Origin of the sequence: Nonomuraea sp. NPDC052129 (assembly GCF_040680095.1) — a bacterium.
In the GTDB taxonomy this organism is placed as follows: Bacteria; Actinomycetota; Actinomycetes; order Streptosporangiales; family Streptosporangiaceae; genus Nonomuraea.
Window position 1 is genome coordinate 1 of the sequence record NZ_JBFAVX010000026.1, and the last position, 13812, is coordinate 13812.

The window sequence follows — 13812 nt, forward strand, 5'->3', positions numbered from 1 at the left end:
CCCGACCCGGAACAGTCCGGGAAGGGCGGAAAGGTCCTTACAGACCCACACGTTTTCGTCCTCGATCGCCACGGGAAACCGTTGCAGCCCTGCCGACCCGGCCGAGCCCGGCACTTCCTCAAAGCGGGCCGGGCGTTGGTGGTCCGGCACACCCCGTTCGTCATCCGCCTGACCGACCGCACGGCGGCCGACTCCACGGTCGCCGAAACTCGGGCGAGTGACCGGATGGCCAGACCGCATCCTGGTCGTCAAGGCCACCGGACGCGGCACCTACAGCCGAACCCGCACCGACCGGTACGGATTCCCCCGCCTGCGGCTCCCCCGCATCAAGCACGTCCATGGGTTCGCCACCGGCGACCTCGTACGCGCCACCCTCACCAAAGGCAAACACACCGGAGTCCACACCGGACGCGTCGCCGTCCGCACCACAGGCTCCTTCAACATCACCACCGCGACCGGCACCCGCCAAGGCATCAACCACAAACACATCCGCCTGCTCCAAAGAGCCGACGGCTACAGCTACACCACGAGCAAGGAGACCACCACTGAACGGTGAACCTCAGGGCACACTCAGGCCCTCAAGGGCCTTCCCGCTCCCGCTCCCGTTCCCTCCCCGGCATGAACGCCGGGGTATCCACGGGTGGTTCTGATGACGTTCATGTCCAGGAACACCCGCCGCGCGCGGCGCTGGCCGTGCGCGCTGAAGACCCGGCTGACCGTCCTGCTCACCGTCCCTGCCACCATCGCCCGCGCGGCGCCGCGCCGGCTCGCCGGGAAGGCCCCGGACACGACGGGGCCCGCGGCCGAGGAGCCCCACCGGCCCGCCACCGGCCGCCCGCGCCGCCCGCCCGATCCCGTGGCCGTACGCGACGTGCTCCGCTCGGCCCTGAGCGCGGCCGGGTCGGGCCGCGCGGTGCTGGGCGAAGTGGATGACGCCCTGCTCAGGGGCACGGCCGTCGCCGAGATCGCGCACCTGGTGACCGAGCTGGTCGACAACGCGCTGACCTGCTCGGCGCCCGACACCGAGGTGGAGATCCGGGCCAGCACCCGCGAGGGCGAGTGCCACATCGCGATCGTCGACCAGGGCGTGGGGATGACCGAGGGAGAGCGCGCCGCCGCGAACGCCCGGCTGCGTGGCGAACGGCGCTTCTTCGCCGCCCCCACCCGCTACCTCGGCCACTACGTGGTGGGCAGGCTGGCCGAGCGGCTCGGTGTGCGCGTGTGGCTGGACGAGTCGCCGCCACACGGCATCACCGCCCGGGTGGCCCTCCCGGGCGAACTCCTGGTGCCCTCACGGGTCACCGGCCGCTGAACGTATCCCGTTCAGCGGCCGTTGAACGCGTCCCGCAGCCGCGAGAAGAACCCCTGCTGCCCGGGGGCGAACTTCCCGGGCGGCCGCTCCTCGCCACGCTGCTTGGCCAGCTCGCGCAGCAGCTCCTCCTGCGCCGGGTCGAGCCGCAGCGGGGTCTCCACATTGACGTGGATGAGCAGGTCGCCGCGGCCCGTCTCGTTGAGCCGCTGCACACCCCTGCCGTACATCGTGATGACCTGGCCCGACTGCGTGCCCGGCCGCACGTCGACCTCCTCGGAGCCGTCGAGCGTCTCCACGGCGAGGTTGGTGCCGAGCGCGGCGGCCGTCATCGGGATCTGGACCGTGCAGTGCAGGTCGTCGCCGCGCCGCTCGAAGATCTCGTGCGGGCGCTCGACGATCTCCAGGAAGAGGTCTCCGGGCGGGCCGCCGCCGGGGCCGATCTCGCCCTCGCCGGCGAGCTGGATGTGCGTGCCGTCCTCGACGCCCGCGGGGATGCGGACCTTGATCGTACGGCGGGTGCGCACGCGGCCGTCACCCGAGCACTCCTGGCACGGGTGGCGGATGATCGTCCCGAAGCCGCCGCACTGGGGACACGGCCTGGAGGTCATGACCTGACCCAGGAACGACCGGGTGACCTGGGAGATCTCGCCGCGCCCGTTGCACATGTCACAGGTGTCGGGGTGGGTGCCGGACGCGGCGCCCGCGCCCTGGCAGACCTCGCAGAGCACGGCCGTGTCAACGACCAGCTCGCGGGTGGTGCCGAAGGCGGTCTCGCTCAGGTCGAGCTCCACGCGGATGGTCGCGTTGCGCCCTCTCCTGGCCCGCGAACGGGGCCCGCGCGCGCCCCCGGCCGTGCCGAAGAAGGCGTCCATGATGTCGCTGAACGGGAAGCCCGCGCCGAAGCCGGCCGCTCCCTGACCCGCGCCGGCGCCGCCGAAGGGGTCGCCGCCCAGGTCGTACATCTGACGCTTGTTGGTGTCGGACAGCACCTCGTAGGCCTGCGTGATCTCCTTGAACCGCTCCTGGGTCGCGGGGTCCGGATTGACGTCGGGATGGAGTTCGCGGGCAAGCCTGCGGTAGGCCTTCTTGATCTCTTCCTGACTGGCGTCACGGCGCACCCCGAGGGTGGCGTAGTAGTCGCTGTTTGCCACTTATCGACCTCTTATGATGCAGCCAGGATTTGGCTGACGTAGCGTGCCACCGCGCGCACGGCGCCCATCGTCACGGGATAGTCCATCCTCGTGGGGCCTAGCACGCCTAGCCGAGCCAGTTCGTTGTCGCCAGAACCGTACCCGGTTGCGACGATCGACGTGCCACGGAGGAACGGGTTCTCCGAGCCGATGCGCACGGTGAGCGTGGACGGGGTGTCTGTGGAAGTCTCGCCGAGCAGCCGCATGAGCACGACCTGCTCCTCCAGTGCTTCGAGCACGTCGCGCAGCCCGGTCGAGAAGTCGGCCCCGGCGAGGTTGGCCGCACCGGCGAACACGATCTTCTCATCATGGCGCTCGACCAGCGTCTCGAGGAGCACCGACAGGATAGTGGCCACCACGGGACGGTCTTCGACGGGCAGCCGCTCCGGCAGGTCGGCGACCTGATCGGGGACGTTGAGCAGGCCGCAGCCGTCGAGGGAGGCGTTGAGCACCGCGCGCAGGTGCGCGATGCGGGTGTCCTCCACCGCTTCGGGCAGCTCGACCACCCGCTGCTCGACGCGGCCCGTGTTGGTGATCAGCACGAGCATGATCCGCCGGTCGTGCAGGGGCACGAGCTCGACGTGCCTGACCGTCGAGCGGGTCAGCGTCGGGTATTGCACGACCGCGACCTGCCGGGTGAGCTGCGCGAGCAGCCGCACTGTGCGGGTGACCACGTCGTCGAGGTCGACCGCGCCGGCGAGGAACGTCTCGATCGCCCGGCGCTCCGCCCCGGACAGCGGCTTGACCTGCGAGAGCCGGTCGACGAACAGGCGATAGCCCTTGTCCGTCGGCACACGGCCCGCGCTGGTGTGCGGCTGGGTGATGTAGCCCTCCTCCTCCAGGGCGGCCATGTCGTTCCTGACCGTCGCTGGGGAGACCTTCAGGTTGTGGCGTTCGGCGAGCGCCCTGGAGCCCACCGGCTCGTTGGTGGACACGTAGTCTTCGACAATGGCGCGGAGCACCGCCAGCTTCCTATCGTCGAGCACGCGCTCACCTCCTACCTCTGCCTTTCAGGAAACGACAGGTCTAGCACTCTGTGTTCCCGAGTGCCAAGTGTACGGCTCCCGCCCACAAGGTGCGATAACACCGGAGCTAGCGAGTGGCCGCCCATAGGGCGCACACTGGCCGATATGACCGATGACTCCCAGCCCCCCGCCTACGGTCCGCCGCCGGGACAGGGTCCGTACCAGGGGCAACCTCCCCAGTACGGCCCGCCGCCGCCCCAATATGGTCCGCCGCAATACGGCCAGCAGCACTACCAGCCCGGCCCTTACGGGCAGCAGCAGCCGTACCAGCCCGGACCTTACGGCACGCCGCAGCGGTTCGGCCCTCAGGTTGACCCGAAGTTGATCAGACCGCGGTTGCGGTGGATCGCGGTCGCCTGGGGCCTGGCGCTGCTCGCCGGCCTGGTCGGGGTGGGAGTGTTCGTGAGCGGCATCCTGAACACGGTGGGCGCGGTGGCCCCGTCCAAGACGTTCACGGCGGGCCAGAGCGTCACCGTGCCGCTGGACCCGGCGGACAAGCCGGTGGTGTACCTCGCCAGTGAGAGCCAGGTCCACTACATGTGCCGGATCGACGGCGGTCCTGGCGAGGCCAAGCTCGCCAGGACGTCCGGCACCGAGCGGGTCACCGTCAACGGCACGCAGTGGAATCTCATACTCGTGGTCAACGCGCCGGTCAAGGGCGAATACCAGTTCACCTGCACGACCCAGGAGCCGACGAACGTGCGCTTCGGCGTCGGCCGCGACTTCGCCGCCGCAGGCGCCGCGGGCGGGCTGGTGGGCGGTGTGGCGGCGCTGCTGGTGATCCCGGGTCTGGGCGTACTTGCCGCAGTCATCACGACGATCATGGTGGTCACCCGGCGCAGCTCTCATCGCAAGCGCCTTGCGGCGGGCGGGTGATTTGCTACGGTCCCCGTGTGTACGACGGCGATGTTCTAGCGGGAAATTGGCGGCGGCCGGGCAAGGGCAAGATCCCACAGGTGCCCGCCGAACTCGATCTGGTCGTGGAGGACGCCGAGAGCGGCTTCTGCGGCGCCGTGGTGGCCTGCGACAAGGAGGCCGTCACGCTGGAGGACCGCTTCGGCAAGCGCCGCCTGTTCCCGTTCGCGCCCGCCGCGTTCCTGCTGGACGGCAAGGTCGTGACGCTCGTACGGCCGGCCGCCCCGTCCTCTGCCGCGCCCAGGCGGAGCGCGTCCGGCTCGATAGCCGTGGAGGGCCTGCGGGCCAGGGTGGCCAAAGAGAGCCGTATCTACGTGGAAGGCGTGCACGACGCCGCCCTCGTGGAGAAGATCTGGGGCCACGACCTCCGGGTGGAGGGCGTCGTGGTCGAGTACCTGGAGGGCGTGGACGACCTGCCCGCGATCGTCGCCGAGTTCGGCCCGTCGCCGGAGCGTAGGCTGGGCGTGCTGGTCGACCATCTCGTACCGGGCTCCAAGGAGAGCCGGATCGCCGCTCAGGTGACCTCGCCCCACGTGCTCGTCGTGGGCCATCCGTACGTGGACATCTGGCAGGCGGTCAAGCCCTCCGTGCTGCGGATCCCGGCCTGGCCGGACGTGCCGCGCGGGGTGCCGTGGAAGGAAGGCGTGATCGCCGCCCTGGGCTGGCGGATGGAACCGGCCGACGCGTGGCGGCGGATCCTCGGCGCCGTCTCGGCATTCACAGACCTGGAGCCCGAACTGCTCGGCCGGGTCGAGGAACTGATCGACTTCGTTACGGAGGCACCTTGACTGCTCCCTTCCCCGAAGGTGGGATTCCTGCTTCACCGCCGATCGCCCGCCGAGGAGGTCTCCTCTTGAGGTCTTACATCAGCTCCACAGGCGTTTCAGCTCTCCGCCAGCCCGGCGGCGAGCACGTTCTTGGCCGCGTTGACGTCCCGGTCATGGACCGCGCCGCAGGCGCATGTCCATTCCCGGATGTCCAGTGGCATCTTGTCGTGCAGCGTCCCGCACGCCGAGCACAACTTGGAGGAGGGGAACCAGCGGTCCACCGCCACGAGCGTGCGCCCGTACCAGGCCGCCTTGTACTCCAGCATCGAGCGGAGTTCGCGCCACGACGCGTCGGAGATGGCGCGGGCCAGCGAATGGTTCTTGACCATGTTGCGGACGGTCAGATCTTCTACGGCGATCACTTGGTTCTCGCGAACAAGCCGTGTGGTGACCTTGTGCAGATGGTCGCGCCTACGGTCGGCGATGCGGGCGTGCACCTTGGCAACCTTCAGTTTCGCTTTGGCCCGGTTCGCCGAGCCCTTCTCCTTACGGGCCAGCGCCCGCTGCGCCTTGGCCAGCTTGCGCCGGTCCCGGCGCTCGTGGCCGGGGTTGACGATCTTCTCGCCGGTCGACAGCGTGGCCAGCGCCGAGATACCCGCGTCCACGCCCACACTCTGATCAGAGGGCGCAAGCGGGCTGATCTTCTCCTCGACCAGCAGGGACACGAACCAGCGCCCGGCCGCGTCCCGGGACACGGTGACCGTGGACGGGACCGCGCCGTCTGGAAGCGGCCGCGACCAGCGGATGTCCAGCGGCGCGTCCATCTTCGCCAGCGTCAGCGCGCCGTCTCGCCAGCGGAACGCCGACTGGTGTACTCAGCCGAGGTCCGCGACTTCTTACGGGACTTGAACGTCGGGTACTTCGCACGCTTGGCAAAGAAGTTCGCGAACGCCGCTTGCAAGTGCCGCAGCGCCTGTTGCAACGGCACCGACGACACCTCGGACAGGAAGTCGAACTCGCCGCCGCGCTTCCACGCCGTAAGCATGGCAGACGACTCCACGTAGGAGACGCGACGCCCTTCCAGCGAGTAGGCGCGGGTGCGCTCTTCCAGGGCCTTGTTATAGACGAGGCGGACGCAACCGAACGTCCGGGCAAGCTCTTCGGCCTGCCCGAACGTCGGATAGAAGCGGTACTTGTAGGCCCGCTTCACGATCTGCGCCACGCCTCACATCCTACCGCACGATCATGCAAATTTCGTGCATATGTTCGATACTGCGACCCGCCTGCCTCTGCCCAACTCCGCAGGGGTCCGATTCCTCCCCCGCCTGAAGGCGGGGGTTTCCTCGGAGGCATCTAATGAGCCAGGATCCCCCGCAGCCGCCGCCGGACGACGATGCGACGCGGCGCGTGTCTCAGTCGGACATCAACTCGGAACCACCTCGAAAACCTGAGTACGGTGGCCAGCCCGGGTACGGTTCCGGACCTCAGGGCGGTCCTGGGCCGGGGCCGCAACCTGGTTACGGCTACGGGCAGCCTGGTTCCGGTGGGTACGGGCAGCCGCCCAGTTATGGCTACGGGCAGCCGCCCACGCCGCCGCCCGGCTACGAGCAGCCCGGCTACGGCTACGCGGCCCCGCAGCAGCGTCCGCCGCACGTCCCCGGCGTCTACGGTCCGCGGCCGGGCAGCGACGACACCACGATGGCCATGCTGGCCCACCTGCTCGGCCTGCTCGTCTCCTGGATCGGCCCACTGATCATCTACCTGATGAAGCGGGACGAGTCCCCCTATGTCCGCGACCAGTCGGCCGAGGCGCTGAACTTCCAGATCACGATGTTCATCGGCTACGTCGTCGCGGGCCTGCTGACGGTCGTCCTGATCGGGATCATCCTGTTCCCCATCATCTGGATCGTGTCGCTGATCTTCCACATCCAGGCCGCCGTCGCCGCGAACAAGGGCGAGAACTACCGCTACCCGATCGCCATCCGCATGGTCAGCTGAGCAGACCGCATACCAGGCCAATAGTCAGCTGAGCAGATCCCGTTCCAGGGCAATGTTCAGCCGAGCAGATCGCGTACCAGGGCATCGGCCAGGAGCCGGCCGCGCAGGGTGAGCACCAGCCGCCCCGCCTTGAACGGCTCCGGCTCCAGCAGGCCGTCGCCCAGCGCCACCGCGACGGCCGTACGCGCGCCCGGAGCGACGTCGGCGACCGGATAGCCGGAGGCCAGCCGAAGCTCCAGCATCAGCCGCTCGGCGTCGCGGTCGTCGTCGGCGAGCACTTCGCGCGCGTGCGCGGGCGAAGTGCCCGCGGCCAGGCGCTGCGCGTAGGCGGCCGGATGCTTGACGTTCCACCAGCGGGTGCCGCCCACGTGGCTGTGCGCGCCGGGGCCGACGGCCCACCAGTCGCCACCGGTCCAGTAGAGCAGGTTGTGCCGGCACCGCGCGTCGTCGTCCGTGGCCCAGTTGGACACCTCGTACCAGCGCAGGCCCGCCTCCGCCAGCAGCGCGTCGGCGATCTGGTAGCGGTCGGCGGCCACGTCGTCGTCGGGCATCGGCAGCTCGCCGCGCCTGATCCTGGCGGCCAGCCGCGTGCCCTCCTCCACGATCAGCGAGTAGGCGGAGACGTGGTCGGGCTCGGCGGCGATCGCCGCCTCCAGCGACGCCCGCCAGTCGTCGTCGGACTCGCCGGGCGTGCTGTAGATCAGGTCCAGGTTGACGTGCTCGAAACCGGCCTTCTTGGCCTCGTGTACGGCCTGCGCCGCCCGGCCGGGCGTGTGCTGCCGGTCGAGCACCTTGAGCACATGCTCCCTGGCGCTCTGCATGCCGAAGCTGACCCGGTTGAAGCCGCCGTCCAGCAGCCTGCCGAGGTAGGCCGGGTCGACCGACTCGGGGTTGGCCTCCGTGGTCACCTCCGCGCCCGCCTTGAGCCCGAACTCCGCGTCGATCGCGCCGAGGATCCTGCTCAGGTCTTCCGCGGGCAGCAGGGTGGGCGTGCCGCCGCCGAAGAACACGGTCTCGACCGGGAGCTCCACATCACCGAGGACGCGTCGTGCCAGCCGTACCTCCTCGATGGCCGTGTCGGCGTAGTCGCGGTGCGAGGCACCGGGGCCCAGCTCGGCGGCGGTGTAGGTGTTGAAGTCGCAGTAGCCGCAGCGCGTCACGCAGAACGGGACGTGCACGTAGAAGCCGAACGGACGCTCGCCGAGGCCGCGCAGCGCGCTCTCGGGCAGGTCGCCGGACGGGGGCGCGGGGTCGCCGTCAGGCAAGGTGGATGGCACGACTCCAGTGTGCCCGCTGCCATTGACTGCCTGATCCAGCGGCTCTACGATCCGTGAAACTTATAGGAAAGTTTCCTAATTGGGGATCGCCTGGTGAAGACGAAGATCCTGATCGCGCTCTCGCTGCTCCTCGGTCTCTCAGCGGTCGCGGTGCCCGCCGAGGCCCATACCGGCTTCAAACGCGTCGCCTACTTCATCCAGTGGGGCGTCTACGGCCGCAACTACCACGTCAAGGACGTCGAGGCCAGCGGCGCTGCCGCAAAGCTGACCCACCTCAACTACGCCTTCGGCTTCGTCAGCGCGGAGGGGACCTGCTACTCGGCCGATCCCTGGGCGGACTGGCAGCGCCCCGTACCCGCCGAGCAGAGCGTGGACGGCGTGGCCGACGCGCCCGGACAGGCCCTGAACGGCAACCTCAACCAGCTGCGCAAGCTCAAAGCCAAGCACCCGGGACTGAAGGTGCTGATCTCGCTGGGCGGCTGGACCGGGTCCCGCTACTTCTCCGACGCCGTCCTCACCCCCGAGTCCCGGGCGAAGCTGGCGCAGTCGTGCGTCGACCTGTGGCTACGCGGTGACCTGCCGGGACTGGCGGCGGGCACGGGGGCCGGGGTGTTCGACGGCATCGACCTCGACTGGGAGTGGCCCGGTTCGTCCGGCGCCGACGGGAACGTCATCAGACCCGAGGACAAGCGGAACTTCACCCTCTTCGCGGCGGAACTGCGGTCGCGGCTGCGGGCGTTCTCCACGTCGTCGCAGCTGACGGCTTTCCTCCCGGCCGCCACCGCCAAGATCGACGCCGGGTTCGAGGTACGGCAGGTGTTCAAGCAGCTCGACTTCGCCACGGTCCAGGGATACGACCTGCGGGGCAACTGGGAGCCCCAGACGGGCCACAACGGCAACCTGCTGACGGACCGCCGAGACCCGAACCCGATCCGGTACAGCGTCGACCAGACCGTACGCGACTACCTGTCACGCGGCGCTCCCGCGAGCAAGATCGTGGTCGGCGTCCCCGCGTACGGCCAGGGCTGGACCGGGGTGACCGCCGGCGGCGACGGCCTGTACAAGCCCGCCACCGGCCCCGCACCGGGCAAGTGGGGTCCGGGGACGGAGGACTACAAGGACCTGGCGACCAAGCCCGGCAAGCGGTACCGGGACGTGCGGACGGGGACGTTGTGGCTGTACGACGGGAACGAGTTCTGGTCGTACGACGATCCGGCGGTGATGCTGCAGAAGGCGGCCTACATCCGGCTCAAGGGGCTGGGCGGGTCGATGATGTGGTCAATCGACCAGGACGACTCGCGCGCCTCGCTGACATCGGCGCTGTACTCAGTACTGCGGTGATCACGACGCTGCTCGTGAGGTGCGGACGACCGTGGCGCCGCCCGTGAGGCGCGGACGATCGTGGTGTGCGGGCGTGCTTCCTGCCGCGCCCGCACACCGCCTTCACGTCTGACGGCAAACGAAGCTCCGGGACTGCACCACTGCCCACGCTCTCCACCCCAGGGTGGAGATCCAGGACTCAACCCCCAGTCCGATCCGCCGCCACACCGCTCCTCCCTACCGTCAGACCCATGGATCCCCTGCTGAGCGCGCTGCTCATCCCCGCCGTCGTCATCTTCGTCGTCTACCGGCAGATGATGACCCGCCCCACGGCCAGAAACGGCATCGTCTACGTCTCGGCCGCCCTGGTCGCGCTGGGCCTGCTGACCGGTGGCCTCATCGACACCACCCAGCTCGCCCTCAGCCTGGCACTCGTGGCCGTGGAGGCCATCGCCGCCGTGGTCTTCGGCGCCATCCGCGCCGCGACCGTACGCGTCTGGATGGACGAGGCCGGGGTGACCTGGTCGAAAGCCACCCCCTTGACCCTTCTGGCCTGGCTGGCCTCGGTCGCGAGCCGCGTGGGCCTGTACTTCGCCGGCACTGCCCTCGGCCTGAACGCCTCGACCTCCGGCATCCTGTTCTTCGTCGGCCTTACCATCGGCGCCCAGGCCCTGCTCGTCGCCCGACGCGGCCGCGCCCTTTCCGGTACGACCCTGCGGGCGGATAATTTCGTGGAGTGATGCCTGGCCCGTCAAAGATCGTCCCCTTCGTCTTGCGGTTGGGGGCGATCGTGGTGTTCGTATGGGCACAGATACGGGCCATGCCCACGCTTGGTTTGACCGGCACCAGCCTGACGGTCACCACACTGACCTCGGCCATAGTGATCATGCTGCTCGTCGTCCAACTCCCTTTGACCCGCAAGACATCGACGCTCCGGCAGGGCCCCAAGGCCCCGCATCCCTCACCACCACCCCCACCGCCGCCTGGACCGCAGCCAGACCAAGCACCGTCCCGACCACCTCAGGACCAAGTGATGCCTCGACCACCGCTGGACCACGTGGCGTCACGCCCGTCCGAGCCCGCCGGTGTGTCGCGAAAGGGAGTCGCCTTCGGCACACTGGTCAGAGCGATCACCTCCCGCGTGTCCCGCATCACGATCGCGGCCCGCCAGTCCCTCAGAGTGATCGCGGCCCGACCTCCCATCGCGGCGATCACGTCCCGGGCGCCGGTCATGGCAATCGCGCTCGGCTTGTCGGTCGTGCTCGCGATCATCCTCGACGCGGTGGTCGACGGCGGTCCGGCACTCGCCGTACTGCTGTACTGCCTTGGCATAGCGGCGGTCCGGCTGCCGCTGCGCCACTCGGTGCCCATCGGCGTTCTGGCCGTCGGCGGGCTGCTCGTGGAGGGGGCGATCTACGGGCGGCTGGGTCGCGATCTCAGCCTCATCCTCAGTGCCTGCCTAGTGTTCTTGGTGGCGTACTCGGTCAAGGAACGCCGGGCGGCCAGAGCCGCCGAGGCCCGCGAGGCCGTACTCGCCGAAAGGGCACGGATCGCCAGAGAGATCCACGACATCCTCGCCCACTCGCTGTCGGCGCAGCTCGTACACCTGGAGGGCGCCAAGCTCCTGCTCCGTGCGGACAAGACCGAGGAAGCGCTCGACCGCGTCGTCCGCGCGCGCGACCTGGCCAAATCCGGACTCGAGGAAGCCCGGCGCGCGGTGTCGGCCCTGCGCGAAGACGCGCCCGCCCTTCCACAGGCGCTTCGGACGCTGGCGGAGGAGTTCCAGGCGACCACCGACCGGGCGTGCACGCTGCACGTCTCGGGCACGGAGCACCGCCTACCCCCGGAGACGGAGCTCGCCCTGCTGCGTACCGCCCAGGAGGCGCTCACGAACGTACGGCGCCACGCTCCCGGCTCTCCGGCCACGATCACACTGGTGTACGCGCCTGGCTCATGCGACCTCCGCATCACCAACCCCGCCGCAGCCGAGCGCGGCACGCCTGGGGGAGGATATGGGCTCATGGGCATGCGCGAACGAGCCGAACTTCTCGGCGGCACCCTGTCGGCGGGCGAGACGACGGACGGTTTCCGCGTCCATTTGTGGATCCCGGCGTGAACCAGCGCACTGGTGAGACGACTGGCGGCTTCCGCCAACCCGCCGGTCTCCTGGGCTTCCGCGTCCACCTGGGGAGTCCCTGCATGACTTCCCTCACGTCCGGCAGCTCCGCCGGGATCCGGGCGGCCAGCTCCAGCATGGAGTCGAGGAGTCCCCGCATTACCTCCCCCATCTCCGCCAGCCCCACCGAGACCCAGGCGGCCGCCTCCAACGCGGAGTCGCGGGATTCCCGTTTCCTCCCCCTCCCGTCCGGCGGCCCCGCCACTCTCGCCCGGTGGGTCACGGTGGCCGGATCATGAGCGTCACGGTCGTGGTCGTCGATGACCAGGCGGTCGTCCGGGAAGGGCTGGTCCTGCTGCTCGGACTCCTGCCGGGGATCGAGGTGGTCGGCTCGGCAGGGGACGGCGAGGCGGCGCTCCGCCTGGTCGCGGAGCGGCGGCCAGACGTGGCGCTGATGGACCTCCGGATGCCGCGCATGGACGGCGTCGAGGCCACCCGTCGCATCCGTGCCGAGCACCCGGGCACCCAAGTGGTGGTGCTCACGACTTACTCGGACGACGAGTCGGTGTTCGCCGCGCTCAGGGCGGGGGCACGCGGCTTCCTCACCAAGAGCGCGGACTCGGACGAGATCGCCAAGGCCATCACCGCCGTCGTCAGCGGTAACGCCCAGCTCGACCCCTCCGTCCAGCGCCGCCTCCTCGACACCATGACGGCCTCCGACGCCGGCCGACCCCTGGGTGAGCAACCGGGGCGGCCCGATCCCACGACCCCTGGCGGCGGCCGGGCTTGGGATGAACATCCTGCCCCCGACCCACGCGAACAGCCCGACCCCGCCCCGCGCGAGCAGCCGCCCGCACCGCCCCCCAGCAGGCCGGACGCGACGGCCGAACGGCCCACTCCCGGTATCGGAGACAGCACCGCAGGGAGTGACGAGGCGCGTGACGGCCTGACGCCGCGCGAGGTCGAGGTGCTGCGGCTCATCGCCGACGGCCTGTCGAACAGCGAGATCGCCGCCCGGCTCTTCATCAGTGAGGCCACCGTCAAGACCCACATCAACAACCTCTTCGCCAAGGCCCGCCTGAGAGACCGAGCGCAGGCCGTCACGTACGCGTACCGCCACGGTCTCGTCCGCCCGAACCCGTGACCTCCACGTGGTTGAGCTGGGAATCGTCATCGAAGCCCGCCAACTGTAAGACCGTCTCCAGGGCGGCCTGGCGGGTCTCCTCGACCGAATCGCCACGTTCGCCGAAACAGTCGGCGGCCACGTCGAGCACGGCCACCACCACGGCCGCGTCCGGATAGGGGACGTCGACCAGGACGGCCCCGTCACCCGCCTCCTCAGCCGGAACCGCGTGGAGTCTCAGCAACCGCCGCATCTCTTCCGCCACGGCGACCCCTAGCACAGCAGCACGCTCGAATTGCTCAGCGGCAAGCATGTCACCCTCCTATCGCACAGGTGTTCGGACAAGAAGGTAGCGGGCGCCACCGACAGAATCCCCGGCGTACACGGGGATCCAGGGGCCGCGAGATGGGCCCGGGGCGCTCCCTACGACCCGCGGCCAGTCGGTAATTCTGAACGGCCTCACCCATGACCCGGACGGCGACCGGTTGACCAGCACCTGGTGGCAGTAAAGCGATGCGGACACCTACCCCGGCACCGTTACGCTCACCCAGACCTCGCAAGCCAGCCACCACATCGCGAGCTTCCGCGTGCCCCAGGGCGCACTACCCGGCCAGACGATTCACCTGATCCTGCAGACAACGGACAACGGCTCGCCAACGCTCACGTCGTACCAACGTATGGTGCTCACCGTGAAGGGGTGAAACCTGAGGGATGTGAAGGCGTTATTGGCGCGGTTGGACGCACTGCTGATGTCAGCTCGGGCGGGGAT

At 69.5% G+C, this 13812-nt stretch carries 14 protein-coding genes and 3 pseudogenes; 12 read left to right on the forward strand and 5 right to left on the reverse strand.

The annotated features are described in order from the left end of the window. From AB0L53_RS40370 to AB0L53_RS40380, 3 genes and pseudogenes are all read left to right on the forward strand, one after another. Window positions 1–183, forward strand: a pseudogene (locus tag AB0L53_RS40370) (RRXRR domain-containing protein); the annotation flags it as partial. Between the two features lie 34 nt (window positions 184–217). Next, window positions 218–556 carry a hypothetical protein gene (locus AB0L53_RS40375; protein WP_364006441.1) on the forward strand — a complete coding sequence of 113 codons (339 nt, stop codon included), beginning with the start codon at window positions 218–220 and terminating at the stop codon, window positions 554–556. Between the two features lie 102 nt (window positions 557–658). After that, complete coding sequence (locus tag AB0L53_RS40380; RefSeq protein WP_364006062.1) at window positions 659–1312, forward strand: ATP-binding protein; 654 nt, start codon at window positions 659–661, stop codon at window positions 1310–1312. Between the two features lie 11 nt (window positions 1313–1323). Here the strand turns inward: AB0L53_RS40380 and dnaJ are convergent, their stop codons facing one another. Then, complete coding sequence (gene dnaJ, locus AB0L53_RS40385) at window positions 1324–2463, reverse strand: molecular chaperone DnaJ (protein ID WP_364006065.1); 1140 nt, start codon at window positions 2461–2463, stop codon at window positions 1324–1326. A gap of 11 nt (window positions 2464–2474) precedes the next feature. Then, a complete protein-coding gene (hrcA, locus tag AB0L53_RS40390) occupies window positions 2475–3488 on the reverse strand; it encodes a heat-inducible transcriptional repressor HrcA (RefSeq protein WP_364006068.1) in 1014 nt (337 codons plus the stop codon). 144 nt (window positions 3489–3632) lie between these two features. Here hrcA and AB0L53_RS40395 point away from each other — a divergent pair, with 144 nt between their 5' ends. Together AB0L53_RS40395 and AB0L53_RS40400 are read left to right on the forward strand one after the other, a co-directional pair. Beyond that, window positions 3633–4403 carry a hypothetical protein gene (locus AB0L53_RS40395; RefSeq protein WP_364006071.1) on the forward strand — a complete coding sequence of 257 codons (771 nt, stop codon included), beginning with the start codon at window positions 3633–3635 and terminating at the stop codon, window positions 4401–4403. Window positions 4404–4420: 17 nt separating this feature from the next. Then, window positions 4421–5230 (forward strand): DUF3097 domain-containing protein, encoded by an 810-nt coding sequence (locus AB0L53_RS40400; protein ID WP_364006074.1) that lies wholly within the window; start codon window positions 4421–4423, stop codon window positions 5228–5230. A 95-nt stretch (window positions 5231–5325) separates the two neighbouring features. On the opposite strand, the pseudogene AB0L53_RS40405 reads toward AB0L53_RS40400, so the two are convergent. Continuing rightward, window positions 5326–6431: pseudogene (locus AB0L53_RS40405) on the reverse strand (RNA-guided endonuclease TnpB family protein). A gap of 134 nt (window positions 6432–6565) precedes the next feature. Here AB0L53_RS40405 and AB0L53_RS40410 point away from each other — a divergent pair. Next, window positions 6566–7207 (forward strand): DUF4870 domain-containing protein, encoded by a 642-nt coding sequence (locus AB0L53_RS40410; RefSeq protein WP_364006077.1) that lies wholly within the window; start codon window positions 6566–6568, stop codon window positions 7205–7207. Window positions 7208–7263: 56 nt separating this feature from the next. On the opposite strand, the gene hemW is transcribed toward AB0L53_RS40410, so the two are convergent. Further along, complete coding sequence (gene hemW / locus AB0L53_RS40415; RefSeq protein ID WP_364006080.1) at window positions 7264–8484, reverse strand: radical SAM family heme chaperone HemW; 1221 nt, start codon at window positions 8482–8484, stop codon at window positions 7264–7266. 93 nt (window positions 8485–8577) lie between these two features. Here hemW and AB0L53_RS40420 point away from each other — a divergent pair, with 93 nt between their 5' ends. The 5 genes from AB0L53_RS40420 (at window position 8578) to AB0L53_RS40440 (ending at window position 13064) form a co-directional block, all read left to right on the forward strand. After that, entirely contained in the window at window positions 8578–9825 is a 1248-nt protein-coding gene (locus AB0L53_RS40420; protein ID WP_364006083.1) for a glycoside hydrolase family 18 protein, read from the forward strand. Window positions 9826–10055: 230 nt separating this feature from the next. After that, window positions 10056–10544: a hypothetical protein gene (locus AB0L53_RS40425; protein WP_364006086.1), complete on the forward strand. Its 489-nt coding sequence runs from the start codon at window positions 10056–10058 to the stop codon at window positions 10542–10544. Between the two features lie 293 nt (window positions 10545–10837). After that, window positions 10838–11920, forward strand: coding sequence for a sensor histidine kinase (locus tag AB0L53_RS40430; protein WP_364006089.1), 1083 nt, complete (start codon window positions 10838–10840; stop codon window positions 11918–11920). An 83-nt stretch (window positions 11921–12003) separates the two neighbouring features. After that, window positions 12004–12219 carry a hypothetical protein gene (locus AB0L53_RS40435; RefSeq protein ID WP_364006092.1) on the forward strand — a complete coding sequence of 72 codons (216 nt, stop codon included), beginning with the start codon at window positions 12004–12006 and terminating at the stop codon, window positions 12217–12219. Further along, on the forward strand, window positions 12216–13064 hold the full coding sequence (locus tag AB0L53_RS40440) for a response regulator transcription factor (RefSeq protein ID WP_364006094.1): 849 nt from the start codon (window positions 12216–12218) through the stop codon (window positions 13062–13064). The genes AB0L53_RS40435 and AB0L53_RS40440 overlap by 4 nt, the downstream gene beginning before the upstream one ends. On the opposite strand, the gene AB0L53_RS40445 is transcribed toward AB0L53_RS40440, so the two are convergent. Further along, window positions 13021–13356: a hypothetical protein gene (locus AB0L53_RS40445; protein WP_364006097.1), complete on the reverse strand. Its 336-nt coding sequence runs from the start codon at window positions 13354–13356 to the stop codon at window positions 13021–13023. The two genes, AB0L53_RS40440 and AB0L53_RS40445, sit on opposite strands and share 44 nt — an antisense overlap. 211 nt (window positions 13357–13567) lie before the next feature. On the opposite strand from AB0L53_RS40445, the pseudogene AB0L53_RS40450 reads away from it, so the two are divergent. Further along, window positions 13568–13744 (forward strand): annotated as a pseudogene (locus tag AB0L53_RS40450) (hypothetical protein); the annotation flags it as partial. Window positions 13745–13812 lie beyond the last annotated feature (68 nt).

Bases quoted from the DNA above. Each gene is read 5' to 3' on its own strand.
- AB0L53_RS40380 (WP_364006062.1), top strand. From the start codon at position 659: ATGTCCAGGAACACCCGCCGCGCGCGGCGCTGGCCGTGCGCGCTGAAG.
- AB0L53_RS40395 (WP_364006071.1), top strand. From the start codon at position 3,633: ATGACCGATGACTCCCAGCCCCCCGCCTACGGTCCGCCGCCGGGACAG.
- AB0L53_RS40410 (WP_364006077.1), top strand. From the start codon at position 6,566: ATGAGCCAGGATCCCCCGCAGCCGCCGCCGGACGACGATGCGACGCGG.
- AB0L53_RS40425 (WP_364006086.1), top strand. From the start codon at position 10,056: ATGGATCCCCTGCTGAGCGCGCTGCTCATCCCCGCCGTCGTCATCTTC.
- AB0L53_RS40430 (WP_364006089.1), top strand. From the start codon at position 10,838: ATGCCTCGACCACCGCTGGACCACGTGGCGTCACGCCCGTCCGAGCCC.
- AB0L53_RS40435 (WP_364006092.1), top strand. From the start codon at position 12,004: ATGACTTCCCTCACGTCCGGCAGCTCCGCCGGGATCCGGGCGGCCAGC.
- AB0L53_RS40440 (WP_364006094.1), top strand. From the start codon at position 12,216: ATGAGCGTCACGGTCGTGGTCGTCGATGACCAGGCGGTCGTCCGGGAA.
- AB0L53_RS40445 (WP_364006097.1), bottom strand. From the start codon at position 13,356: ATGCTTGCCGCTGAGCAATTCGAGCGTGCTGCTGTGCTAGGGGTCGCC.